The sequence below is a fragment of the Seonamhaeicola sp. ABD4_340 genome (assembly GCF_056312135.1).
The window spans coordinates 1,429,064-1,455,300 of sequence record NZ_CM149981.1 but is presented as its reverse complement, the minus strand read 5'-3'; the positions used below and the strand labels follow the sequence as shown (position 1 = coordinate 1,455,300).

The window sequence follows — 26,237 nt, the reverse complement described above, 5'->3', positions numbered from 1 at the left end:
AAATAATGAAAAGTAAAAATTCCAACTTCTATGTTGTTGGTATAGGTGCATCGGCAGGCGGTTTGGATGCTATACAAACCCTCTTTGACCACATACCAAATGACACTGGGATGGCATTTATAATCATTCAACACCTCTCACCCGATTTTAAAAGCTTAATGCCAGAACTGCTTAGTAAACACACCAATATGCCTATTTTTACGGCCGAGGATAAGCAGACCATTAAACCTAACACTATTTATTTAAACCAGAGGAATAAAAACCTACATATAAAAGGTAATAAACTCTATTTATTAAATAAAGGTCCAAAACACAGTTTAAATTTACCAATAGATATTTTTTTTCACACCTTAGGTGAAGAATTTAAAGAAAAAGCCATTGGTGTTATTTTATCGGGCACAGGGTCAGACGGTTCTAGAGGCATAAAAACTATTAAAGAAGGCAACGGCACCACCATTGTACAAGACCCAACAACAACCCAATTTGATGGAATGCCAAACTCTGCTATACACACTAATGCTATTGATTATGTTTTAAGCCCCAGAAAAATAGCCGAACTTTTTCAAAAGCAAACAATAGACAAACAACTTATTACAAAAGAATTCCACAAAAGCAAATCAAACGAATCTATTGTAAATGATATTTTAACTATTATTTTTAGACATTCTGGTATAGATTTTAGAGAGTACAAGCGCAATACGCTTTTACGAAGATTAGAAAAACGCATGAATATTAACAACATTGAACAGTTGTTTGATTATGCATCGTTTATTGCTGGTAATGAAGAAGAAAAACGAATTTTAAAAGAAGATTTTTTAATTGGTGTAACCCGTTTTTTTAGAGATAGTGATGCCTTTAAAATTTTAAAAGAAACTGTAATACCTAATGTATGTAAAAACAAACCAGAACATGAAACTGTTAGGGTTTGGGTTGCTGGCTGTTCTACTGGTGAAGAAGTATACTCTATTGCTATTTTATTAGATGATTACATACGCACACATAAATTAAAGCTAGATTACAAAATATTTGCTACAGATATTGATACCAAAGCACTTGCAATTGCTGGTATAGGTTCATATCATATTAATATTATTAATGAAATCGAGCAAACATACCTTGAAAATTATTTTTTAAAAACAGGCGATAAAATTCGTATTTTAAAACGTATAAGAGAGCGTATTGTATTTTCTAACCATAACCTAATAAAAGACCCGCCTTTTATTAGAATGGATTTAATTTCGTGTAGAAACTTACTTATTTATTTAGATAATAAAATTCAAAATAAAGTAACCAACAGTTTTCAGTTTGCGCTAAACAAATCTGGTTATTTATTTTTAGGAAACAGTGAATCTTTAGGAGATATTTCAAAATATTTTAAACCCGTTGATGTAAAATGGAAAATTTATCAAAACATATCTGAAAACAAAAAATTTTCACCTTCAAAAAACAATCTATCAGAGCGTATTAGTACATATGCTTATAAGACACCAACTAAAATAACAGAACCTGCTAAATATATTTCATCGCCTGAGGCACCCGATGTTGTGTTTCATAAATATTTAAGTAAAAAGTATAGTCCGTCTGCAATATTTATAGATAGTCTTTTCAATATTTTGTTTATAAAAGGTGATGCTGGTAAAAAACTATCACACCAAGAAGGCGTTTTTCAAAATAATTTATTAAAAATTGTAAACCCTGAAATAGCCTCCATAATTAGAAGCGGTATTAGGCGGCTAAAAACAGAAAAAAAAGATATAATAATTAAAGATGTTATCAATGTAGTTAACAACAATAACTACACATTTAACCTAACATTCCATATCCCAAACGACAAGTTTAACTTACAAGATTGTTATTTAATAGAATTTAGCGAAGAAATTGCAATAAACCACGATAACCCTTTGTTAATAAGCAATATAACTGCTGATGAAATTTCAAATCATCGTTTAGAAGATTTAGAAAATGAGCTGGCTGTTGTAAAAACAGAATTGCAAAATACCGTTGAGGAACTTGAAACCAGTAACGAAGAGTTACAATCTTCAAACGAAGAACTTATGGCTTCAAACGAGGAGCTGCAAAGTACCAATGAAGAGTTACAATCTGTTAACGAAGAGCTATATACCGTAAATTCAGAGCTTCAAGAAAAAAATAAAGAACTCACAAACTTAAGTAATGATGTAACCAACCTTTTAGATAATACAGATATTGGCACCTTGTTTTTAGATACCGATTTACGTATTAGAAAATTTACACCAGAATTAACTGATGTTTTTAATTTAAGAGAATCTGACTACGGAAGAACACTTTCTAGCTTTACATCAAACTTTAACGAAACCATTAGAAACCAAATTATTGAAGACTCTAAACTTGTTTTAGACAAACTCATAACCATTGAGAAACAAGTACAAGACAAAGACAATAATTTCTATTTAAAAAGAATTAGCCCGTTTATTACCACCACCAAAACTATTGATGGTGTTGTAATAACATTTAACAATATTAACAAGCTAAAAGAAACCGAAAAAGAGTTAGCTCATACAGATTTAAAATACAAAATGCTGTTTGAAAACTTAACCGAAGGGTTTTTCCATTGTAAAATAATTACCGATGAAAAGGGCAACCCCGCAGACTGGGAATACATAACCGTAAACGCTGCATACAAAAAAATAACTGGTATTGATGTTACTGATATTAGAGGAAAAAAGGTTTCAGAGTTTTTCCCTAAACTAGCCAATGAACCTAATAAATGGATTAAAAATTATGCCGAAATAGCTTTTTCTGGTGAAAAACGAACCATTGAAGGCAATGTAGATGCTTTAGGTAAATACTTTGTTGTTAATGCCTTTTCTCCTAAAAGAGGCGAATTTGCAGGTACAATTTCAGATTTAACAAAAGTGAAAAGAAGTGAAATTGAGCTTAGAAAAAGTACCGAAGAATTAAAACGTATACAAGAAATAACCCAAATTGGCAGCTGGTATTTAAATTTAGATACAGATGAAGTTACATGGACTATAGAACTGTATAAAATTTTTGACTGCGACCCCAACTTACCGGCACCAAGCTTTACCGAAAGTAGAGCCTTTTTTACCGATGAAAGCTGGAAAATTCTAGAAAATGCGGTTGCCGAAACATCAAAAACAGGCATACCTTATGAGGTAGAATTAAACATAATATCTAAAAAAGGCAACAAACGTTGGCTTTGGGCACGTGGTGAAACTGTTTTAGATAATAATGGTGATGTAATTGGTTTAAGAGGTGCAGCACAAAATATTACAGACCAAAAAATTACTGAAAGCGAACTTATAAAAGCTAAAAAAGTAGCTGAACTTGCCAATGCACACAAAAGCCATTTTCTAGCCAATATGAGTCATGAAATTAGAACACCTATGAATGGTGTTTTAGGATTTTCAGAGCTGCTTAAAAACGATCAATTATCAACCAATGACAGGCTTAAATACCTTGAAATTATAGATAACAACTCTAAACAGCTTTTAAATTTAATTGATGATATTATTGATATTGCCAAAATTGAATCAAATGAAATTAAAATTGTAACCAAACAATGCCACGTACCTAAGCTAATTAATAATTTAGAAATAACCTATAACCAACTTAAACGCACTAGGTATAAAAAAGAAGTTACTTTTAAAGCTTACATACCAGAACAATATAAAGATTTAGTTATTTTAACAGATCCGCAAAGGCTGCAACAAATAATTTCTAACTTACTAAACAACGCACTTAAATTCTCTAACAAAGGCGAAATTTCATTTGGTTTTACTGTTGAAAAAAATAACCTAAACTTTTTTGTAAAAGACCAAGGCATTGGCATACAAAAAAGCAAGCAAATGGAAATTTTTGAACGCTTTAAACAAGTTAATTATAATGATAACGCCAACTACGGAGGCACAGGTTTAGGGCTTGCCATTTGTAAAGGTTTAGTAAATTTATTAGGCGGAGATATTACCGTTAGCTCAGAGTTTAATGTTGGTACAACCTTTAAGTTTTACATACCTTTAAAAATAGGTAAAATACTACCAGACAAAAAAGAAGCAATAGATTTAGAAACCGTTAAATCTTTAAAAGGAAAAACTATTTTAATTGCTGAAGACGACTCTTTAATAAGGCTATTGTTTAAAATAGTACTTAAAAATACTGGCGCCAACTTACTTTTTGCAAATAACGGTAAAGCGGCCATAAAAGCACACAAAGAAAACCCTAAAATAGATATTTCTTTACTAGATATAAGAATGCCACAAATGAATGGTATTGATGCCTTAGATGAAATTATAAAAATAAACCCTGAGGCTAAAGTTATCATGCAATCTGCGTATGTTATGCCAGAAGAAAAAGAAAAATGCTACAGCAAAGGTTGTGTTGGCTTTTTAACAAAGCCTGTTGTAAAAGAAGAATTGTTTGAAGTTTTAAATAAATGGACTAATTAAATGGAAATAGCAATAATAGCGCATGACGGTAAAAAAGCTGAAATGGTTCAGTTTTTAAACCAACATAAAAATAAATTTCAAGAAAAAAATATTACCATAATATCTACCGGTACTACCGGAAGTAAAGTTGAAAACGCAGGTATTGAGGTTACTAAAATGCTTTCTGGCCCTTTGGGTGGCGATGCCCAAATAGCCGCCAGAGTTGCCGAGGGTAAATGCAATATGGTTATTTTTTTTAGAGATCCACTTGAAAAACATCCGCATGAGCCTGATGTAAATATGCTTATGCGTTTATGTGATGTACATGATGTGCCACTTGCTACAAACCCTGCAACCGCAGAGTTATTGGTTACAGCTATTTAGCTTGGTATTTTATTTAAAAAAGAAACCGCCTAAAGTAACAACACTTTAAACGGTTTCTTAACTAAATAACCAACCAAAAAATTTGTGAAACTAAGTTTGGTGTTAACGCAAACTAGTTTTTGCTTATATTTTAAATACTTCTTTTACTTTCTCTTGGGTTAACTACCCTTTTATTTTTAAACTTTCGTTTCTTTTCTACTTTTATTTTACTTGTACTGTCAGCATTTTTTAAATACTGTATGTAACCTCTTCCTTTAAACTCATACACTGTTTCAGATGATGGGTGATAAAGCTCTATAGTTACATCATTAATAACGCTCAATTCAAAGTATTCATTGTTGAAGAAATCATAATCTAATGTTAAAGTTTTTAAGTACATGTTTCCTGTTACATTTCCAACGCCATAAACCCCAGTATAATCCCACTGTAAATTATTTACGTTTGTACCCGAAGCATCTTGCGAACTCCAAAACTCAGAATCATTGCCGTTAGCTAAAAAGGCTAAAAAGTTTTCATTATCAAACTCATTAATGGCTCCAAAATCACTGGTGTATGTTTTTTCCCAAGCCTCGTATTCTTGTAAGAAATAATGAATATTGTCATAAAACACAAAATCATAATCAAAATTACTACGCTGGTAACCATTTAAAAAGTATGATGTATCATTATCTGGGTTATACAGTTCAATAGTATTTCCATCTACTTGATACACATCAAAAGTTGAAAACCCATCAATATCATGTTGTACATCTAAAATCATATTGTAAGCATCATATTCAGCCACATCAATTCCAAAGCCATTTCCGCTATTACCCAAGCCAACAATATTGTTATTTGCATACATCACTCCACCTCTAAAAGATACTGTAAAAGCCTTTTGTAAAAACGGTGTTTCACCATAACCTTGTGTGGCATTAATATCTACATACCATAATTCATAAGAGCTTAATAATTGATTTATTGAAATTGGAGGTTCTTCAACATAATCATCAACATGAACTTCGGTATAACATGATGTAAATAAGCTGGTAATTAAAACAAAGCTTAAAAGTAATTTTACAGTCTTCATAATCTCGTTATTTTAGGGTTTACATGTAAATAGATTTCAAAACCTGTGCCAAAAAAATGTTATTAATACATTAAGCGGCTTTTGCCTTTAATAATTTTGTGTACTTTTGAACAGCTAAAAAAGACAAACTTTTTATGGAAAAGCCTTTAAAATACGCAGTTTTTGGTGGCGGAAGTTGGGCAACAGCCATTGTGAAAATGCTGTGTGAAAATATTACTGAAGTTGGTTGGTATATGCGTAGTGTTTATACCAAAGAACATATTTTAAAAGAACAACATAACCCTAATTATTTAAGTTCTGTAGAGTTTCATTTAGAGCAATTAAAGCTTAGTAATGATATAAATGAAATTGCAGAATGGGCCGATGTTTTGTTTTTTGTTATTCCTTCAGCATTTATACATGATGAATTAGAAAAACTACATGTTGATATTTCAAACAAAATAATAGTATCTGCAGTTAAAGGTATTATGCCAGAATCTGGCTTATTGGTGGGCGAACATTTTCATCAAATTTATAAAATACCTTATGAAAATATAGCGGTTATAGCAGGCCCGTGTCATGCCGAAGAAGTAGCATTAGAGCGCTTATCATACCTTACTATATCTTGCTCTGATACTCTTAAAGCCAAAATAATAGCTAAAAGTTTATCTTCCGATTACATAAAAACTAAAATTAGTGATGATATTATAGGTGTTGAATACGCAGTAATGCTAAAAAACATTTATGCTATTGCTGCTGGTATTGCTCATGGTTTAGGCTATGGCGATAATTTTCAAAGTGTTTTAATGAGTAATGCCATTAGAGAAATGCGCCGTTTTATTAAGAAGATGCATAAAATGAAACGTAACATTAACAACTCTGCGTATTTAGGTGATTTGTTAGTTACGGGTTACTCTACGTTTTCACGTAACCGTATGTTTGGCAATATGATTGGTAAAGGCTACACTGTAAAATCTGCGCAAATGGAAATGAATATGGTTGCCGAAGGTTATTATGCCGCAAAAAGTGCGCAATTGCTTAATGAAAAAAACTTAAAAAAAACCAGGCTACCTATTATTAATGCGGTTTACGAGATACTTTACGAAAACAAAAACCCAAAAAAAGTATTTAAAAAACTCACTGAAAAATTAGATTAAAATTAACGTTTACAACGTATGGTGTAATTTAGTTTAAACTACATTTGCATCATGAAAAAGTTAATTTTCTTTTTTTTAACGCTTAGTTGCTTTTTAAGCTTTAACACCTTTGCTGTAAATACTAATGGTAAAGATGTAGCTGTTATTACTGAAATTACTAATACCAATAATAATGCGTATTTAAGTAATATTTCTCAGCCTAACAAAGTTGCTATTCATGCTAATAATGCAGAAAACATTGTATTTAACCTGGTTGACACGGTTAGGCACACACAACCAAATATTGCTTTTGGTGGTTTTACAAACCTTAAACATCAGGTTACTTTTTTCTCATTAGCATGTGGTGTTATATTAAAAACACAAAACAAAGTATTTGTGCCGTTTAAAAAAACGGACATAATCTTTCCGTTTCACAACCATTTTTAAGTTACGTATTCTCTTTTATTCTTTTATGTTATTTGGCTTAAAAACAATTAAGCCACAATAACTTCTTACACTTATTTTAACTTAAAAACATAAATAAAATGGACACACAAAGCACCATTATTGGTATTATTATAGCCCTAATTTGCGCTGTACCTTTTATACTTTTTTACATATCTAAAAAAAAGCAAAAACAAACATTAGTAAAAACATTAAATACCGTTGCCCAAAAACACAATGCAACAATTACAACATTTGAAATTTTTAACACATCAATAATTGCTATTGATACGGTAAATAATTTAGCATTTTATATTAAATATGATAAAAGCACTGTTGTAAACCTTAAAAAAACCGAGCATTGTTTTTTAAATGTGAAACACAATAATAAAAACGTTATAATTTCGGCAGATATTTGTTTTAAACACTTATTAAACCAAGAGGGAAGTTTTAATGTTTACGATGAAACACAAGACCCACCATTAAATGGTGAAACTATTTTCTCAAAAAAATGGGTTAATACCTTTAATAAACATATTAAAATAGCAGCCTAATAAAAAAGTGTGTCTGTTTAAAAATAGCATTTTAAGCAGGCACATTTACTTTACCAAAACACCTTTTACATCCATTAAAGGAATAGTTTGTAACGCGTTCAAGTTTATGGTGTTTTTTCTAAATAGGTATGTTTTATCAAACATTTTATTGCCTTCAAAAAACGATACTTTAAACGTATTATTAATTTCAAACAAAGCCTCTTGCATCAACTCTATCTTAGCATAGCTTTTTTTGGGTAGTTTATCTATTTTTTTTCTAAAAACCGATGTTGTTTTACCTTCAGCATAACCACTGGTAACAATAATTACCATATCTAAATCTACCGTTTTATCATTTATAATATAGGCATTCCAATCTTGGGTTTTATAAGTTTCGTTATATTCATTAACAACGGCTACATAAACACCTTCAACCTTTGGTATTTCAATATCCTTTTTCATTTTAAAAGCAGTTTTATACGTGCAAAAATAGTGGTTTAAACATTTATGTTTTAAATAAAAACTTTAATTTAGTTACATATCAGCTATTCAACATTAAACTATGCCATTCTTAAAATCAATATTCTGTGTACTTTTAGTATCATTATTCCTAATTTCTTGTAAACCTGAACCTTCAAAAACTACAAAAAAACCCAATGTACTTTTTATTTTAGTTGATGATTTAGGTTTGAATGATTTAAGCTATACAGGCAGTAATTTTTACGAAACACCCCATATTGATAATTTAGCCGAAAACGCCACCGTTTTCACGCAAGGCTATGCCAATTGCCGTGTTTGTAGTCCATCTAGAGCAAGTATTTTTACAGGAAAATTTACTGCCAGACACGGAATAACCGATTGGATTGGTGCCAAATCTGGAGAAGCTTGGAGAGAACGTAAACGCCATGACAAACTGCTACCTGCAGCATACAATCACAATCTACCACATGAAGATATTTCTTTAGCTGAAGCTATGAAGAATGCCGGATATAACACCTTTTTTGCCGGAAAATGGCACTTAGGCGACAAAGGATCTCACCCAGAAGATCATGGTTTTAACATTAACGTTGGTGGTTATGAAGCGGGCGGTCCTAGAGGCGGTTATTTTTCTCCTTGGAATAACCCAAAACTCCAAAATTTGCATGATGGCGAAAACCTAACTATGCGCTTAGCTAAAGAAACTTCAAACTTTATAAAGAATAATACAAAACAGCCGTTTTTTGCATTTCTATCGTTTTATGCAGTGCACGGACCAATTGAAACCACCCAAGAAAAATGGCAAAAATACCGTAATAAAGCAGTTAAAATGGGTATTGATAGTACGGGTTTTATAATGGAGCGCGTACTACCAATTCGTCAAAAACAAGACAACCCTATTTATGCTGGCTTGGTTGAAAGTACTGATGATGCTGTTGGCGAAGTTTTAAACACCTTAAAAAACCTAGGTATTGATGATAATACTATTGTAATTTTCACTTCAGATAATGGTGGAGTGTCTTCTGGTGATTCGTTTTCAACCTCAAATTTACCATTAAGAGGTGGTAAAGGCTACCAATGGGAAGGAGGTATAAGAGAACCTTATCTTATTAAAGCACCAGGTATGGCTTCTGGAGAAGTTAATTACCCTGTTATGGGCTCAGATTTTTACCCTACTATTTTAGATTTAGCTGGCATAAATTTAATACCAGAGCAACATGTTGATGGTGTTAGCTTAAAACCTTTAATAAAAGACAACACTTTTAAAATGGAAAACCGGCCCCTGTATTGGCACTATCCTCACTACGGAAATCAAGGTGGCGAACCTTCTTCAATAATTAGAGAGGGTAACTGGAAATTAATTCATTATTGGGAAGATAACCGTAATGAACTGTATAATTTAGAAACAGACCCTTATGAAAAAAATAATATAGCCGAAACACAAATTGCATTAACTCAAAAACTAGAAAAGCAATTATTAAATTGGTTACATAACGTACAGGCAAAATTTCCTGAAAAAGATAGTTTATATGATGCTGAAAAAGACCAACAACGTGATAACAATATTATAAATACCCTATTACCTAACAAGGAAAAAGAGCGTTTAAAAGTACTATCGGAAGATTTTAAACCAAATGCAAATTGGTGGAATAGTAAAATAACTAACGATTGATAAAAAAGAAAGAGGATTTAAATAGTAACTATTTAAACCCTCTCTCACAAACCAAAACAACAATCAAACCTAAATCATAGTAACTATGATTTAACTTTTTCTTTATGTTTTTTAAATACTATTTCCAACCACCACCAAGTGCTTCGTATAAAGTAACGACGCTTAGTAATTGTTGTAATTTGTTATCAATCACATTTAATTCGGCATTAAGTGCACTTTCTCTTGCGGTTAATAAATCAAGATAATTGGCTAAACCGTTTTGCAATAATTCTTCTGAGTTTGCTTCGGCTTGTCGTAGTGCTTCAACTTCATTTTTACGATATTCAAATTTTTCGGTTTCAGCATTGTAAACGTAAAGTGCGTTAGACACTTCGTTACCTGCTGTTAGCAAGATTTTCTTAAAGTTTAACAACGCTTGTTCTTGCTGTGCTTTGGCTACTTCGTGTTGTGTTTTTATTTTACGCTGATTAAAAATTGGCTGTGTTAAACCACCAATTACTGTTGCAAACAATGAATTCGCATTAAATAATTTATCTAATTCTAAACTTTGAAATCCGCCACTTGCCGTTAAGGTTAACGATGGGTAAAAATTACTTTTTGCCACATTAGTTAGCTCAAACGCGTTGATTAAATTGTATTCTGAAGCAATCACATCTGGTCTGTTTCTCAACAAAGTTGCTGGCACACCAAGTGTAATGTTTTCATCTAACTGTTGCTCGGTTAACTTACTACGTTCAATTGGTTCTGCAGGTCTTCCTAATAAGAAATTCAACGTGTTTTCGGTTCTAAAAATGGCTGCTTTTAAATCTACTTTTAACGCTTTGGCGTTGTTAAACTGCGCTATGTATTGGTCTACCGCAACCTGCGTTACGTTTCCCGCATCTTTTAAAGCCTTAATAGTGTAAACACTACTGTCTCTTGTGGCAATAGTTCTTTCGGTAATTTCTAATTGCTCATCTAACGCTAATAACTGATAATAGGTTGATGCTATTGCCGAAATTAATTCGGTTTTTACGGCTTTATGCGCTGCTACTGTTTGTAAATAACTGGCTTCGCCTGCACGTTTATTACTTCTTATTTTACCCCAAATATCGGCTTCCCAAGATAAACTTCCTGATAATTCGTACTGATCTACAGACGAGAAAAAACCACCAAACTGACTGTTTTCAGACAGTTCTTGGTGTGTTGCTTGGGCTGTACCAGTTAGCGTTGGTAAATAACCTGCTTTACCTTGTTTCATATACGCATTGGCGATAGCAATTTGCTGAATAGCCACACGAATATCTAGGTTGTTTTGAAGACCTTCTTCAATATATTGTGCTAAATATTGGTCTTTAAACATATCTTTCCACGATACATCGGCTAACGATATACTGTCTTGTGGTAAGTTATCGGTTCTGTACAAATGTTCTGTTTCTTCTAACTCTGGACGTGTGTAATCCTTCGCCACAAAACAACTTTGCAGTGTTAGCGCCAGCATTAAAACTAATGCGCCTTTACTAAAATTTTTATTTATAGTTGATTTCATTTTTTTAAGCTTCAATTGTTTCTACTTCTGGTTTACGCGATACTTTTTCTTGTAACCATTGGAAAAAGATGAATAAAATTGGGATAACAAATACACCTAAAATGGTTCCTATAAGCATTCCGCCTGCTGCACCTGTACCAATAGAATTGTTTCCTTCGGCACCAACACCTTTGGCTAATACAAGCGGCATTAACCCAAGTATAAAGGCGAACGATGTCATTAAAATTGGTCGTAAACGCGCTTTGGCACCATCCATTGCAGCATTTACAATACTTTCGCCTTGTTTACGTCGTTGCAATGCAAACTCAACAATAAGTATGGCGTTTTTAGCCAACAGACCAACCAGCATTATCAGTGCAATTTGGAAGTAAATATTGTTTTCTAATCCGAAGAATTTCGTACTTATATACGCACCAAATACACCAAATGGCAGCGATAATAACACCGAAAATGGTAAAATATAACTCTCGTACTGTGCACTTAATAAGAAATACACAAACAGAATACTTAAGATGAAAATAAACGTGGTTTGGTTACCTGCATTTACCTCTTCTCGTGTTAAACCAGAATAGGCAACGGTGTAATTACTTGGCAATTTTGCAACTTCTTCTTCAATTACTCTAATGGCATCACCAGTACTAAATCCTGGATTGGTTGCACCTGTTATATTTGTTGAATTAAATAGGTTGAAACGCGTTACCGATTGCGGACCATACACACGTTTTAAAGTTACAAACTGTGTAATTGGCGTCATTTCACCAGAACTTGTTCTCACATACATACTGTTTAGGTCGTTTTCATCTGCTCGATCTTCTGGTAAGGACTGAATGTACACACGATACTGTTTACCAAATCGGCTAAAATCTGATGCATAAATTCCACCAATATAACCTTGAAGCGTCCCAAAAATGCTGTTAACAGCCACACCTTTTTCTTTAGCTAAAGGCACATTAACTTCCATTTCGTATTGCGGATAATTAGTATTGAATGCCGATTGCGCATACTGAATTTCAGGATGACTCATTAAGGCTGCTGCAAACTCTTTATTAGCTTTATCTAAATCGGTAAATTCACCACCGAATTTATCTAATAAATTCACCTCAAAACCAGCTGAGTTACCAAAACCACGAATACTTGGTGGCGAGAAGAAAATAATTTTTGCTTCTGGAATAGTTGCCGCGATACCAAATAATTTTCCGGTGATGGCTTGTGCAGATAAGGCTTCCGTTTCTCTTTCAGACCAATCATTTAACTTCACGAAACCAATACCAAAGTTACTACCAGCACCACTAATTAAACTTCGTCCTTTAATAAAACTGGCATCTGTTACACCATCAAGGTCTTTAATTTTTGCGTATAGTTCTTTAGTTACTTCTTCGGTACGGTCTAATGATGCACCTGCAGGTAATTCTATGTTAGCGAAAATAATTCCTCGATCTTCATTTGGTACAAATCCTGTTGGTGTTGTTGTTGCAGCCCAATAAATACCTACACCCGCAATGATTAATAGCATTACTGATACAAACTTATTTTTATATAAAAACTGTAATGACTTACCGTATTTATTCACCGTTGCATCAAATCCTCTGTTAAATAATGTATAGAATTTTTGAAGTGCATTTTTTCCTTTTAATTCTTCATCATCTTTATGTTCTTTTAATAACAATGCACACAATGCCGGACTTAAGGTTAAGGCATTTACTGCTGAAATTAAGATGGCAATAATTAAGGTTACACCAAACTGCTCATAAAATACACCTGTTGGACCAGTTACAAAAGTTACCGGAATAAATACTGCTGCCATTACTAAAGTAATAGAAATAATCGCACCCGAAATTTCACTCATAGCCTTTAAGGTGGCGCTTTTTGGTTTTTTCTCACCTTCATCCATTTTGGCGTGTACGGCTTCTACCACAACAATAGCATCATCTACCACAATACCAATAGCCAGTACTAATGCAAAAAGTGTTAATAGGTTTATGGAATAGCCAAAAACATTCAAGAAAAAGAAGGTACCAATAATAGAAACTGGTACTGCAATTGCAGGAATTAATGTAGAACGGAAATCTTGTAAAAAGATAAACACCACTAAAAACACCAGTAAAAAGGCTTCTAAAAGCGTGCTAATTACCTTGTCTATAGATGCGTTAAGGAATAAACTTGTATCGTAAGGCACAAAGAAATTTAAACCTTCAGGCAAACCTTGTTCTACATCGTCTAATGTGGTTTTTATGTTTTCAATAATTTCGGCAGCGTTAGATCCTTTGGTTTGAAAAATTCCCATAAATACCGCTGGATGTCCTAAACTTGTAGCGTTAGATGAATACGATTGAGCATCTAACTCGATATCTGCAACATCTTTCAAGCGTAAATATTCGCCATTTCCTAAAGCTTTAATTACGATGTCTGCATACTGTCCTTCTTCTTTAAATCTTCCGCTATACTTTAAAATATACGAAAACGATTCACCATTATTTTCACCTAAAGAACCAGCTGCAGCTTCTAAATTCTGCTCGTTTAAAGCCGCTGTAATATCTGATGGAATTAAATTATATGCTGCTAGTTTTTCAGGTTTTAACCAAACACGCATAGCGTAATCTTGTTGTGAAAATACCGATACATCACCAACACCTTTAATACGCTGCATTGCAGGAATTACGTTTATTTTTAAGTAATTCTGAATAAAAGTAGCATCATAATCTTCACTATCAGAATACATAGCAATAAACATTAATGCACTGGTTTCTTGCTTTTGCGTTACAATACCGGTTTGAATAACTTCTGAAGGTAACAACGGATTTGCACGTGCTACACGGTTTTGTACGTTTACCGCAGCAATATCGGCATCCATAGTCTGGTCAAAATACACGGTAATTTCGGCAGTACCATTATTTGATGCTGTAGATGTAATGTACGTCATACCTTCTACACCATTAATTTGCTCTTCAATAGGTACAATTACACTCTCTAAAACAGTCTCTGCATTGGCACCTGTATAGTTAGCCGTAACTTTAATAGTTGGCGGCGCAATATCTGGGTATTCCTCTATAGGTAAGGATGTTATACTGATAACACCTAGTATAACTATGATAATAGAGATTACTGTTGAAAGCACTGGTCTTTCAATAAATGTTTTTAACATAACTAATAAATATGTTTAAGGGATAATTTAGTTTTTAAATAAAGTAGCTACTTTTTTTGTGGCTTCGTTAAACGGAATTTCTTGTGGTGCAATTGGCATACCGTCGCGTAATTTTGAAACACCAGAAGCAACAATTTTTGTACTAGCATCTATACCCGATTTTACCACGTAAAGATTATCTACTTTCGCTTCAACTTCAATAATTTTACTGCTTACTTTATTGTCTTCGCCCAAGGTATAAATCATTACTTTACCTTGTTGCTCAAAGGTTGACGATTGTGGTACAACTACTGCATTTTCGTAAGTTGAAGGAATACGTATTTTACCGCTATTTCCATTGGTTAAAAGCTCATTTGGATTATCAAAAGCAGCTCTTACTTTAATAGTTCCCGTTGTTTCACTAATTTGACCAGTACTGGTTTGAATACGACCTTTTTCAGAATAGATATCGCCATTAGCCAATACTAAACTAACGTCTGGCGAATTTTTAATACGCTCAGCTTTTGTTTGACCTTTCATTCGTTTTAAATGGTCTATGTATTGTGCTTCGTTTAAAGTAAAAAACGCATATACTTTACTAATGTCACTAACCGTAGTTAATGGTGTTGCATCGGCAGCACTCACTAAAGCACCTTCTCTAAAATTGATTGAACCCACGTAACCATCAACCGGACTTTTTACCGTTGCATAACCAATACTGGCCGCAATACTACTGTAAGCTGCTTTGGCTTGTGCTAAATTGGCTTTAGCAGTTTCTAATTGTACCGGACTAATAATGTTTTTTTCAACTAAAGGTTTTAACTTATCAACCTCAACTTGAGCCACGTTAACTTGTGCTTTTGCCGCTTCGGCATCTTGACTTAGCGATTGCGTTTCTAACCTAAAAAGTGGTTGACCTTTGCGTACTCTAGCACCTTCGTCTACCAATACTTTTTGAATATATCCTGAAGTTTTTGCACGCACATCACTGTTTACAATACCTTCTATATTTACAGGATATTCGTTAAAACCTTCTACCGTTTGGGTTTGAATTTGCGTTACCGGAAATGGTAAGGCTTGCTGTTGTTGCGCTGCAGCTGCTTGCGCATTGTCTTTATTACCACAGCTAACCACGACTAGAAATACACTAGCTATGGTTAATATCGAAATTAATTTATTTGTTGTCATTATTTTAAAGGTTGAATTTATTTTTAATTAGGTTTTCTTTTAAGTTTTCTATTGAAGCCGAAGCATCTTCTACAAATCGCAAATAATCGTTATGAAACGTTAAATCGAATTTTTCTTCATCATCTGTAATATGCTCGTTAATGGCTTCTTTGTAAGCTTTCATTTCTTTATGAAGTGCCGCCACTTCTTCCCATTCTTTTATCATTTCATTAATATGATGTAAAACAGAATCTTTATTAATGATGAAATACTTTTTACGGTCACCAGTTTTGGTGAAGTATTCTAATTTCTTTAAATCTTGTAAGTGGTTTAAATGCGTAGAAATTGTGCTTTTACTAGCTTGAAGTACAGTGACCATTTCATCAAACGTAGTACCGCGCTTACCTGTTAAAATTACGTACGCCATAATGCGCGCAGCAACAGGCGCTAGGTTTTCTCTACCTTCTAAATGCACACCAAGTTTTTCAACTAGTGCCATTTTTTTGCTACATATATCTTTAGTCATAACATAATTCTAAAATATCATGCTGCAAATATATATTAGGTTCGGAATAAACCGAACTAAACGAAGTTAAAGTGTTGTTAAATATATTATAACAAATCTTAAAATGTGCTATTCAACTCATTTAGAACGAGTTTAATTTCTCCATAGCTATATTTATCGTGGAGTTGTGCTTTTAAATCGGAAAGATTTTCGAATGTTTTTGTGGATATGAGCTCTTTTAACTCGGTGTAATGTTCTAAAGACACTAAATCGGTTATTTTTATTTCACCTGAAGGAATAAAACTAGCCAAATGCCCAAAAATAGTGTTTTCATTAAGTTCGCGTATATTGGCTATGTCTTCAATAGATTTTCCTTTTTTAAAGAGTTTTAATGATTCTTTTTGGGTATCATCTTTTTGGCGTTTTGGCTTTTTAGGTACTTCTTCTAACTCAACTTGGTTGGTAACTTCAATATCGTTTTCTTCAACAAATTTGGTAATAACCTCTAAAATTTCTTTACCATATTTATCTACTCTGGTTTTACCCATACCATGAATAGCCAGTAATTCTTTTGTATTGGTTGGCAATAGTTCGCACATGGCATACAGCGATTTTTGAGTAAAAATTTGAAAATGTACCAACCCTTCGCGTTCAGCAATTTCGTTTCTCAATACGCGTAACAATTCAAAAAGATTAACATTTACAGTACCATCAATAACTTGTTTGCGTTGTTTTTTAGGTTGCTTTTTGGCAATAAACACGGCATCGGTTCGTAATTTTAAATAAAAACTTACACTAAAGGCGTGTGGTAAGCCTTTAAAATACAGTAGTTTTTCGGTTAAAAGTTCTTCTAAAATGTCAAGTTGTTTTTCTAAATCTTTTTCTATTGCTTTATTATCGGTTGTAAAATTTAAAGCTTTTAAAGATGCTTCAATATTGGTTTTAGTTTGTTCGTTAAAATAGTTAACGGCTTTTGCAAAACGTTGTTGTAATGGTTCGCTGGTTTCTGGAATTTCGGTTTTTTTAACTAAGTTTTGTAATTGAGTTTTAAAAGTATTACCAACTTTTAGCAAATTTGCAACGGTATCTTTTATTGTAATTGCTGGCGTTTCAACGTTACCTTCAATACTGCCTCTGTTTTTGTAAAAAATATCTAAAACACGATTTGTAGGATATAAAAAGGCATAAAAATTAAAAAGTTCGGCAATTAAATCGAGTTGAAAATCGCGCTCCGATTCTAACAAAACCTCTTCATCTGGCTCGTTATTTGCAGCTTCTTCGTTAAAGGTTAGCACATGGCTATCGGTTATAATTTGTTGCGGAGAAATTTTACTTTTTAACACCAAACCTTCAAGAGATTTACAACGGCTTAGAGCCACGTATGTTTGCCCATGCGCAAAGGCAGATTCGGCATCAATTATAGCTTTTTCAAAGGTTAAACCTTGACTTTTGTGTATGGTAATAGACCACGCCAATCGCAACGGTATTTGCGAGAAACTGCCTATTCTATCTTCGGTAATTTCTTTTGTTTCGTTATTTACGGTGTATTTTATGTTTTCCCAAGTTTCAAATTTTGTAGTAATATTAAAATTATCCTGCGGACAACGCACTACAACTTCGTCTTTATTTAACGCAATAACTTTACCTATTTTGCCATTAAAATATTCCTTTTCTTGCGAGCTATCGTTTTTTATAAACATAACTTGCGCACCTACTTTGAGCTCTAAAACCGAATCGTTTGGATAGGCGTGTTCTGGAAAATTACCATCAATAGATGCTTTGTACGTTTTGGGTTTTTTATTTAAATCGGAAAGTTTTTGCTCGTTGGTGGCAATGGCTTTTCGGTTATGCGTAGTTAAAGAAATGTAACCATCTTCCTCGTTTGCTATAAAATTAGGCTGATATCTTTTATTTAATTCATTGGCCGATTGTTGCGTTAATTTATTATTTCTAATTTCATTTAAAATATTTATAAAAACGGGATTTTCTTGTCTGTAAATGTGTTTTAACTCTATGGTTATGGCTTTACTTTGCTGATATGCTAAACTACTAAAGAAAAAGGCATTTTTGTAATAGGGTTGTAATAGTTGCCATTCGTGTTCTTTAATTACTGGCGATAGCTGTTGCAAATCGCCAATCATGAGTAATTGTGTGCCGCCAAATGGTAACATTTTGTTTTTAAAACGACGTAAAACTTTATCGATGCCATCCAGTAAATCGGCACGAACCATACTTATTTCATCAATAACCAAAAGGTCGAGTGACCGGATTATATTGATTTTTGTTTTACTAAATTTTCGGCTAAATTTAGAGCTACTTTGCAAATTATCATTTGGTAAAATAGGACCAAAAGGCATTTGAAAAAATGAGTGTATAGTAACACCTTTGGCATTAATGGCAGCAACACCTGTTGGCGCTACAACAACCATACGCTTATGGCATTCTTTTTTTAATTTATGAAGAAACGTAGTTTTACCAGTACCTGCTTTACCAGTTAAAAATATATTACGATTGGTTTTGGTAACAAAACTCCAAGCCAGGTCAAGTTCTTTGTTTTCCTTCATGTTTTAAAAATATGTATGAAGATAGTTTTAGTTTTATGAAAAAACAAGATGTGATACTTTTCTGAATAAAAAAACCCTGATAAGTTCAGGGTTTAATATCTATTTATTTTTTTTGATATGCTGAAATGAGTTCAGGATAACGTATAATTTTGTGTTACAATGCCGATTTAAACTGCTCTAAAAAGCGCACATCGTTTTCGCTTAATAAACGGATATCGCCTATTTGGTGTAATAACATAGCAATACGGTCTATACCCATACCAAATGCAAAACCTGAATATTCTTTAGAGTCTATACCGCAGTTCTCTAATACGTTAGGGTCTACCATACCGCAGCCCATAATTTCTAACCAGCCGGTGCCTTTTGTAATACGGTAATCGGTTTCTGTTTTTAAACCCCAATACACATCAACCTCGGCACTTGGCTCTGTAAATGGGAAGTATGATGGGCGCAACCTAATTTCAGATTTACCAAACATTTCGGTTGTAAAATATTGTAGGGTTTGTTTTAAATCTGCAAAACTCACATCTTTATCAATATACAAGCCTTCTACTTGGTGGAAAAAACAGTGTGAACGCGCCGAAATAGCTTCGTTTCTATACACACGACCCGGTGAAATGGTACGAATTGGTGGTTTATTGTTTTCCATATAACGCACTTGTACCGAACTTGTGTGCGTGCGTAATAAGATATCTGGATTGGTTTGAATGAAAAACGTATCCTGCATATCGCGTGCTGGATGGTATTCTGGTAAGTTCAACGCTGTAAAATTGTGCCAATCGTCTTCAATTTCTGGGCCTTCACTTACGTTGAAACCTATGCGCGAAAAGATATCGATAATTTGATTTTTAACTATTGAAATTGGATGGCGTGCTCCAATTTGAATGGGTTCGCCTGGGCGCGACAAATCGCCATAAATGCCTTTTACCTCTTCGATATTTTCTAACTCTTCTTTTAAGGCTTTTACTTTATCTTCGGCTGTTTTTTTTAGCTGATTTATAGTTTGGCCAAATTCACGTTTTTGCTCATTGGCTACATTTTTAAACTCTGCAAAATATTCATTTAACAATCCTTTTTTACCTAAGTATTTTATACGGAAAGTTTCAACTTCATCTTTTGTTTGTGCTTTAAAAGCTTCGGCTTCGGCTATAAGTTCTTTTAATTTATCAATCATGATGTTTAAAAAATAGGTAGCAAATTTAATTAAAAAAATGGCATTAAAAGGTTGAAACGGCCAACTTATGTGTAAAATTACTGTGGTTTGGTTTGCGTTAGGGATTGAGCTATTTGTTTGAAATCCTTTTTGCTTTTTTTGAAAAAGTAAAAAGATTGAGTAGCGAAAGCCCGACCTGTAAGGGAACGCCCTAATTAATATATGCGGTTTCTAGAAAATAGTTTACTATGGCTTCTTTCATTAAAATGCTTTGTTCGCCTGCTTTTAGGTTGGGTAGTTGCTCTAACATTTTGTAGTGTGGCCAGCCATCATTATCAACAAAATCTAGCTCATAATAGCCATAAGGTGTTAGTAATTTACAAATGGCAATATGCATGAGGTCTAACTTTTGGTCTTTTTTAAAGCTGCGGTTAAGTTGCCCAAGTTCTTGTACGCCAATAAGGTAAATTATGGCATCAAGATCTAAAGTGTCTCCATCTGCAAATTGGTTTGATAGTTTTTGAACTACCTGCTCCCAACGTTCTTTTAGTTCTTGGTCTCTAGACATATGTAAGTTTAAAGTATAAGTTTGAAAGTTGCAAAGTTAGTTTATATTTGTTGAAATTGTATTATTATGGCTGTTATTGATATTGTTTTAGGTGCATTGATTTTATTTGGTTTAATTCGTGGTTTAATGAAAGGGTTTTTTGTTGAAGTAGCCTCATTAATTGCGCTTGTTGCTGGTGTTTATGGCGCTATACATTTTAGTAATTTTGCTGCTGAATTTTTAATTGAAAAGGTTGATTGGAACGAAAAAACTATTAATGTTGTTGCCTTTGCTATTACGTTTGTGGTTATTGTTTTAGCTATTGCACTTGCCGGTAAGGCTTTAACCAAATTAGCTGATTTTGCTGCTTTAGGTATTATTAATAAAATTTTAGGCGCCGCTTTTGGTGCGCTAAAAATTGCTGCCATTTTAAGCGTGGTTTTAATTATTTTTGATAGGTTTAATAAAACTATTCCGTTTGCTGATGAAGAAGATTTAGAAGCTTCTGTTTTATACCATCCTGTTAAAAATTTAGTACCAACAATTTTCCCCAGTATTTTGGGTGATAAGACTAATGCAGATGCTGATGATGCTGACGAAGCTGATTTAAATTTAGAGGCATAAAAAAAAGCCGCTTCATGCGACTTTTTAATTATTTTTTTAATAGACTTATCTTAAAACATTTACTAATACTTGTTTTTTACGTTTTGTTTAATCCATTGTAAACAGTCGTCAAATGTTTTAAAAAAATACTCGTTTGGAACTAAATCTGGAATAATATCAATACGTTCCATTAAATAGCGCGGTTGTGGCAATAAATCTACTATTAAAAATTGTACGCCGTTTTTTCTTAAATCTAGTAAAATATCTTCTAAAACGTACAAACCAGATTGATCCATGTATTGCATTCTGCCAAACCTTAAAATTACTGTTCTTGCTGTGGTTGGAATTTGAGCTGCTAGTTGCTGAAAATCGTTAGTTGAGCCGAAAAACAAAGGTCCTTTTATGTGTTTTATAAACACCTCTTCTTTTAAATTTTCAGGAAACCCTATTTCATCATCCCAGGCTTCTTCTTTTAAAGGTTTCACATCAGACATTTGAGCTGTTACATGCCCAATTTTTTTCATGAACATTAAAGATGAAATTACTAAACCAATACCTACAGCAAAAATTAAATCCCAAAAGGTTGAAAGTAGTAATACAATAAACATAATTAAAACCTCTGAACTTAAGCGTATTGGTCCAATTTTTATGTCTTTTGGCATACTTGGTATGGCTTTTAAGCCTTTATAATCCATAACACCAATACCAACTGTTAATAATATACCTGCTAAAACGGCGGTTGGAATTTTTGAAGCAATACCACTAAACCCTAAAAGAATAATGAGTAGCAATACACCAGCAATCATACCTGATAGTTTGGTTTTTCCTCCAGATTGAATATTTACAACCGTTCTAATAGTGGCGCCTGCTCCTGGAATACCACCAAAAACCGATGCAATGGTATTACCAATACCTTGCCCAACTAATTCTCTATTGGGTTTGTGTTTGGTTTTGGTCATATTATCGGCCACTACACTAGTTAACAACGAATCTATAGCGCCTAACAATGCTAATGTTAATGCTGTGAAAAAATAAGGCATAATACTGCCTATTTTAAAATTAGTAAATACTTCTAGATTTGGCACCGGAAAACCACTTGGTATAGCTTCTATTGGTCTGTAATTTAGTTTGAAACCAATTGCTATGCCTGTCATTACAACCAAAGCTACTAATGTGCTTGGTACTGCTTTTGTAATACGCTTAAAACCGTATATTATAACAATTGTACCTAAGGCTAATGCAAACTCTAACCAATTAATATTTGATAGTGCCCTTGGCAACAGCGTAATAACACTTTGTGGTTTTTTTGCTTTACTTTTAGCTATGTTTTTGGCTTCATTAATTATATCGGTTTGTGTAATACTTTCGGCATCATTAATGGTTTTATTTAAAGCATCTAAAACTAAGGTTTTATCTCCAACATTTTCTTTTAAAACATTGCTTAACACATTTGTTTTTGCTTGAGCTTCAAAGGTTTTTACAAATGCTTCGTCTTCATTTGGGTAGTAACCAATTGCTGGTAAAATTTGGGTTAGTAAAATTATAACTCCAATAGCCGTCATGAACCCAGAAACTACTGGATATGGAATGTATCTAATGTATTTGCCTAAGCCTAAAACACCTAAACCTATTTGTATTAAACCCGCTAAAAAGAACACCATTAAAATGGCTGGTAACGCCTTTTCAACATTGCCATCATTTACAGCAATAATGCTTGCAATAACTACCATACTTACGGCAGTCATTGGCGCTGTAGGACCAGAAATTTGCGTATTAGTACCACCAAAAAGTGCTGCAAAAAAACTGATAAATATGGCACCGTATAACCCAGCACTGGGCCCTAAACCAGATGATACACCAAAAGCTAAAGCTAAGGGCAAAGCAACAATTCCGGCAGTTATGCCGCCAAAAGCATCGCCTTTTATGTTTGAAAATAGGTTTTTCATAAGGTTAAATTAGTTATAAATTAACAAATGCTATAATGTTAAATTGATCTCTGCTTGAGGTTTCAAAAAACTGATTCATGTAACCGGCTTCAAATCTTATATTTTCATTTAAGGTATAACCTAAACCTCCAAAAACCCTATTTCTATCAAAAACTGATGATTTTGTATTTAGAAATATTTCATTATAAGCCGACACGTATAGCTTACTTTGATTACCTTCTTTTGTTTTAAATGGCACTTTAAATGCTAAAAAATATCGAAATCTCATTTTGAAATCGTCTTCAACAAAACGTTGTTCAAAACGGTATCTGTGGCTTAAGCCTACGCTTCCAATTTTTTGTTTTGATATGAATTGCTGAAAAATTCGGTGTTCGTTTACAGATGCTTTAGTATCAGTATCACCTAAATAGTTTTCTGAAAGTATGTAGCCATAGCCTAAAAGCACATTGTTTTTACCTTGGTTAAAGGTATAGCCTAAGCCTGTTCTTAATAATAACTGTTCTAAATCTCCTATAGCATTGTAATTTCGGTATTGAACTTCATTATGAATATTCCATTTACTATTAAGTTTTTTATTACCTATGTAAATTAACCAATTACCAAAATTACTGTCTTGCGCGCTTGTAAATAGAGGTAGCATTAACGCAAGGGTTAATGCTACTCTAAATGCTTTATTTTTCATGTTAACTTTTTATTCGTAGAAATTAACAGCTCCTGTGTTAACATCATACATGGCACCAATTATTTTAATGTCTCCATTTTTTTCCATTTCGCTTAAAATTGGGCTTTCATTATGTATTCTTTCAATAGTAAGTTCTACATTCTTTTTTGAAACACTATCTACAAAATCTAAGTTTTTTGAGTTACGTAAACTTTCATCTTTAGGTTCTATTGTTGCGTTTACTGCTGGTGTAATTTTTTGAATTAGCTTTGTTAAATTACCCATTTCGGCATGATCACAAGCGCCTTTTACAGCACCACAACTTGTGTGACCTAAAACTACTATTAGTTTTGTACCTGCAAGTTTGCAGGCAAATTCCATGCTGCCTAAAATGTCTTCATTAACAAAATTTCCTGCTATTCTTACACTAAAAATATCACCTAAACCTTGATCAAAAACTAATTCTGCTGATACTCTTGAATCTATACAACTTAAAATGGTTGCAAATGGGAATTGCCCTTCTTTTGTATCATTTACTTGTTCTAAAAGGTTACGGTTTGCTTTTAAGTTTTGAACAAATCTTTGGTTGCCTTCTTTTAAAAATTGCAATGACTTATCTGGTGTCATTGTTGCTTGGGTTTCTTGTGTATGTGCTTTCATATGTGTTTTTTTCAATATTGTTATTAGTATTCTAATTTTTGTATTTAGGTTTTAATTCTTGTTTGAAAAACTCAATATAACTTTCTGGGTTTTCTTCTTCACCTCTTTGTGATACTAGTTTTACTGTTATGTTTCTTTCTTTGGCTTTCAACCCAAAATCTTCAAGAATTTCAATAATATCGTTATCTAAATACTTTGTATTTTTTACATCTAACTCTAAAAATGAGTTTTCTGGAACTTTGTCTAATTCATTTAAAATAGCACCTTTGTTAAAAAAGGTTACTTCTTCGGCAAGGGTCATTTTTATTTTTCCATCGTCAACATCTTCGCCTTCTTTGTGTAAAAAGTGAGAGTTTTGGAAACTTTTTAATAGTATTATAAAAATACCAACTATTAAACCTAAACCAATACCTAGTAGTAAATCTCCGGTAATTACCATTGGTAAAACTGTTGCCATGAAAGGCACCCACTGTTTCCAACCTAGAGCAAACATGCTTTTGAAGGTTGATGGTTTTGCTAGTTTAAAACCTACTATAAATAAAACAGCCGCTAATACTGCTAATGGAATTTTATTTAAAAGCGTTGGAATTAAAATAACTGAAATTAATAGAAAAAATCCGTGGATGATTGCTGACATTTTTGATCTACCACCTGATTGAATGTTAGCAGAACTACGCACAATAACCTGTGTTATTGGCAAACCACCAATCATACCAGAAACTATATTTCCTGTTCCTTGTGCAAATAACTCGCGGTTTGTTGGTGTTACATTTTTATGCGGATCTAGTTTATCTGTAGCCTCAACACAAAGTAAAGTTTCTAAAGATGCTACTAAAGCAATTGTAAAACCTGTTAACCAAATTTCTGGTTTGGTAATTACCGAAAAATTAGGGAAACTAAATTGCCCTTTAAAGCTGTCTAAACTATCTGGCACAGGAACAGAAACCAATTGGCTATCTACTAAGCCCATAGCGCCATCTTTAGTAAAAAGATAAAAAACAATACCAACTATTACAGCCACTAATGGCCCTTGTACTAACTGAAATATTTTTCCTTTTTTTGATAATACGTTAGACCATAATAATAAAATACCAATTGATATTACACCTATTAAAGTAGCGCCCATACTAATATTTCCGCTTAATAAAGCATTAATATCGTTTAAAAGGCCCGATAATAAATTGTTCCATTCTACTTTAAGGAAATCAATATTGCCTTCAACATTAGCATCCATTCCAAAAAAGAATCTAATCTGTTTTAAAATGATAATGATACCAATACCTGTTAACATACCTTTAATTACTGATGATGGAAAGAAGTACCCAATAATACCTAAACGTAATACACCAAATAATAATTGAATAACCCCGCCAATAACAACAGCTACTAAAAAGTTTTCATAGCCTAATGATGTTATTGCAGCCAAAACTATAGCTGCTAAACCTGCTGCTGGACCACTAACACCAATGTTAGAGCCACTAATAGCACCTACAACTATACCACCAACTATACCTGCTATTAAGCCTGAAAAAAGTGGAGCACCACTTGCTAAAGCAATACCTAAACATAATGGTAGTGCTACGAAAAAAACGACAATACTTGCCGGTAAATCATTTTTAATTGTTTTAAACATATATATAAATTTTAACCCAACATATAAATTA

General features: G+C 33.1%; 20 protein-coding genes. 7 read left to right on the top strand and 13 right to left on the bottom strand.

Going from position 1 to position 26,237, the window contains the following annotated elements; genetic code table 11:
- Nucleotides 1-5: 5 nt before the first annotated feature.
- Together ACYX4H_RS06335 and ACYX4H_RS06330 are read left to right on the top strand one after the other, a co-directional pair.
- On the top strand, nucleotides 6-4,445 hold the full coding sequence (locus ACYX4H_RS06335) for a chemotaxis protein CheB (protein ID WP_476238376.1): 4,440 nt from the start codon (nucleotides 6-8) through the stop codon (nucleotides 4,443-4,445).
- Nucleotides 4,446-4,808, top strand: a complete 363-nt coding sequence (locus ACYX4H_RS06330) for a methylglyoxal synthase (protein WP_475294879.1) — start codon at nucleotides 4,446-4,448, stop codon at nucleotides 4,806-4,808. It abuts the gene before it with no gap.
- Between the two features lie 130 nt (nucleotides 4,809-4,938).
- Here the strand turns inward: ACYX4H_RS06330 and ACYX4H_RS06325 are convergent, their stop codons facing one another.
- Nucleotides 4,939-5,877: a nicotinic acid mononucleotide adenyltransferase gene (locus tag ACYX4H_RS06325; RefSeq protein ID WP_476238375.1), complete on the bottom strand. Its 939-nt coding sequence runs from the start codon at nucleotides 5,875-5,877 to the stop codon at nucleotides 4,939-4,941.
- A gap of 134 nt (nucleotides 5,878-6,011) precedes the next feature.
- On the opposite strand from ACYX4H_RS06325, the gene ACYX4H_RS06320 reads away from it, so the two are divergent.
- From ACYX4H_RS06320 to ACYX4H_RS06310, 3 genes are all read left to right on the top strand, one after another.
- Nucleotides 6,012-7,013 carry an NAD(P)H-dependent glycerol-3-phosphate dehydrogenase gene (locus ACYX4H_RS06320; protein WP_475294881.1) on the top strand — a complete coding sequence of 334 codons (1,002 nt, stop codon included), beginning with the start codon at nucleotides 6,012-6,014 and terminating at the stop codon, nucleotides 7,011-7,013.
- Nucleotides 7,014-7,064: 51 nt separating this feature from the next.
- The gene (locus ACYX4H_RS06315; RefSeq protein WP_476238374.1) at nucleotides 7,065-7,439 is read left to right on the top strand and encodes a hypothetical protein; all 375 of its coding nucleotides are present in this window, start codon (nucleotides 7,065-7,067) and stop codon (nucleotides 7,437-7,439) included.
- Nucleotides 7,440-7,537: 98 nt separating this feature from the next.
- Entirely contained in the window at nucleotides 7,538-7,990 is a 453-nt protein-coding gene (locus ACYX4H_RS06310; RefSeq protein WP_476238373.1) for a hypothetical protein, read from the top strand.
- Nucleotides 7,991-8,035: 45 nt separating this feature from the next.
- Here the strand turns inward: ACYX4H_RS06310 and ACYX4H_RS06305 are convergent, their stop codons facing one another.
- Nucleotides 8,036-8,431, bottom strand: a complete 396-nt coding sequence (locus ACYX4H_RS06305) for a hypothetical protein (RefSeq protein WP_476238371.1) — start codon at nucleotides 8,429-8,431, stop codon at nucleotides 8,036-8,038.
- A 100-nt stretch (nucleotides 8,432-8,531) separates the two neighbouring features.
- Between ACYX4H_RS06305 and ACYX4H_RS06300 the strand changes: the two genes are divergently transcribed.
- Nucleotides 8,532-10,118, top strand: coding sequence for a sulfatase (locus ACYX4H_RS06300; protein ID WP_476238369.1), 1,587 nt, complete (start codon nucleotides 8,532-8,534; stop codon nucleotides 10,116-10,118).
- Between the two features lie 118 nt (nucleotides 10,119-10,236).
- On the opposite strand, the gene ACYX4H_RS06295 is transcribed toward ACYX4H_RS06300, so the two are convergent.
- The 7 genes from ACYX4H_RS06295 to ACYX4H_RS06265 form a co-directional block, all read right to left on the bottom strand.
- A complete protein-coding gene (locus tag ACYX4H_RS06295) occupies nucleotides 10,237-11,646 on the bottom strand; it encodes an efflux transporter outer membrane subunit (RefSeq protein ID WP_476238368.1) in 1,410 nt (469 codons plus the stop codon).
- 4 nt (nucleotides 11,647-11,650) lie between these two features.
- A complete protein-coding gene (locus tag ACYX4H_RS06290; RefSeq protein WP_476238366.1) occupies nucleotides 11,651-14,788 on the bottom strand; it encodes an efflux RND transporter permease subunit in 3,138 nt (1,045 codons plus the stop codon).
- 27 nt (nucleotides 14,789-14,815) lie between these two features.
- Complete coding sequence (locus tag ACYX4H_RS06285; protein ID WP_476238364.1) at nucleotides 14,816-15,955, bottom strand: efflux RND transporter periplasmic adaptor subunit; 1,140 nt, start codon at nucleotides 15,953-15,955, stop codon at nucleotides 14,816-14,818.
- A 4-nt stretch (nucleotides 15,956-15,959) separates the two neighbouring features.
- On the bottom strand, nucleotides 15,960-16,460 hold the full coding sequence (locus tag ACYX4H_RS06280; protein WP_476238362.1) for a GbsR/MarR family transcriptional regulator: 501 nt from the start codon (nucleotides 16,458-16,460) through the stop codon (nucleotides 15,960-15,962).
- A 98-nt stretch (nucleotides 16,461-16,558) separates the two neighbouring features.
- The gene (locus tag ACYX4H_RS06275) at nucleotides 16,559-19,003 is read right to left on the bottom strand and encodes a helix-turn-helix domain-containing protein (RefSeq protein ID WP_476238360.1); all 2,445 of its coding nucleotides are present in this window, start codon (nucleotides 19,001-19,003) and stop codon (nucleotides 16,559-16,561) included.
- A 154-nt stretch (nucleotides 19,004-19,157) separates the two neighbouring features.
- Nucleotides 19,158-20,177: a phenylalanine--tRNA ligase subunit alpha gene (pheS, locus tag ACYX4H_RS06270; RefSeq protein ID WP_476238358.1), complete on the bottom strand. Its 1,020-nt coding sequence runs from the start codon at nucleotides 20,175-20,177 to the stop codon at nucleotides 19,158-19,160.
- 190 nt (nucleotides 20,178-20,367) lie between these two features.
- The gene (locus ACYX4H_RS06265; protein ID WP_476238356.1) at nucleotides 20,368-20,724 is read right to left on the bottom strand and encodes a hypothetical protein; all 357 of its coding nucleotides are present in this window, start codon (nucleotides 20,722-20,724) and stop codon (nucleotides 20,368-20,370) included.
- Between the two features lie 66 nt (nucleotides 20,725-20,790).
- Here ACYX4H_RS06265 and ACYX4H_RS06260 point away from each other — a divergent pair, with 66 nt between their 5' ends.
- Nucleotides 20,791-21,327, top strand: coding sequence for a CvpA family protein (locus tag ACYX4H_RS06260; protein WP_475294893.1), 537 nt, complete (start codon nucleotides 20,791-20,793; stop codon nucleotides 21,325-21,327).
- A 62-nt stretch (nucleotides 21,328-21,389) separates the two neighbouring features.
- Here ACYX4H_RS06260 and ACYX4H_RS06255 read toward each other — a convergent pair whose 3' ends face one another.
- From ACYX4H_RS06255 to ACYX4H_RS06240, 4 genes are read right to left on the bottom strand one after another with little or no spacing between them, the layout of a single operon-like run.
- Entirely contained in the window at nucleotides 21,390-23,252 is a 1,863-nt protein-coding gene (locus ACYX4H_RS06255) for a SulP family inorganic anion transporter (RefSeq protein WP_476238354.1), read from the bottom strand.
- A 13-nt stretch (nucleotides 23,253-23,265) separates the two neighbouring features.
- The gene (locus ACYX4H_RS06250) at nucleotides 23,266-23,934 is read right to left on the bottom strand and encodes a DUF2490 domain-containing protein (RefSeq protein ID WP_476238353.1); all 669 of its coding nucleotides are present in this window, start codon (nucleotides 23,932-23,934) and stop codon (nucleotides 23,266-23,268) included.
- Between the two features lie 9 nt (nucleotides 23,935-23,943).
- On the bottom strand, nucleotides 23,944-24,588 hold the full coding sequence (locus tag ACYX4H_RS06245; protein ID WP_476238352.1) for a carbonic anhydrase family protein: 645 nt from the start codon (nucleotides 24,586-24,588) through the stop codon (nucleotides 23,944-23,946).
- A gap of 16 nt (nucleotides 24,589-24,604) precedes the next feature.
- Complete coding sequence (locus ACYX4H_RS06240) at nucleotides 24,605-26,206, bottom strand: SulP family inorganic anion transporter (RefSeq protein WP_476238351.1); 1,602 nt, start codon at nucleotides 26,204-26,206, stop codon at nucleotides 24,605-24,607.
- Nucleotides 26,207-26,237: the final 31 nt, after the last annotated feature.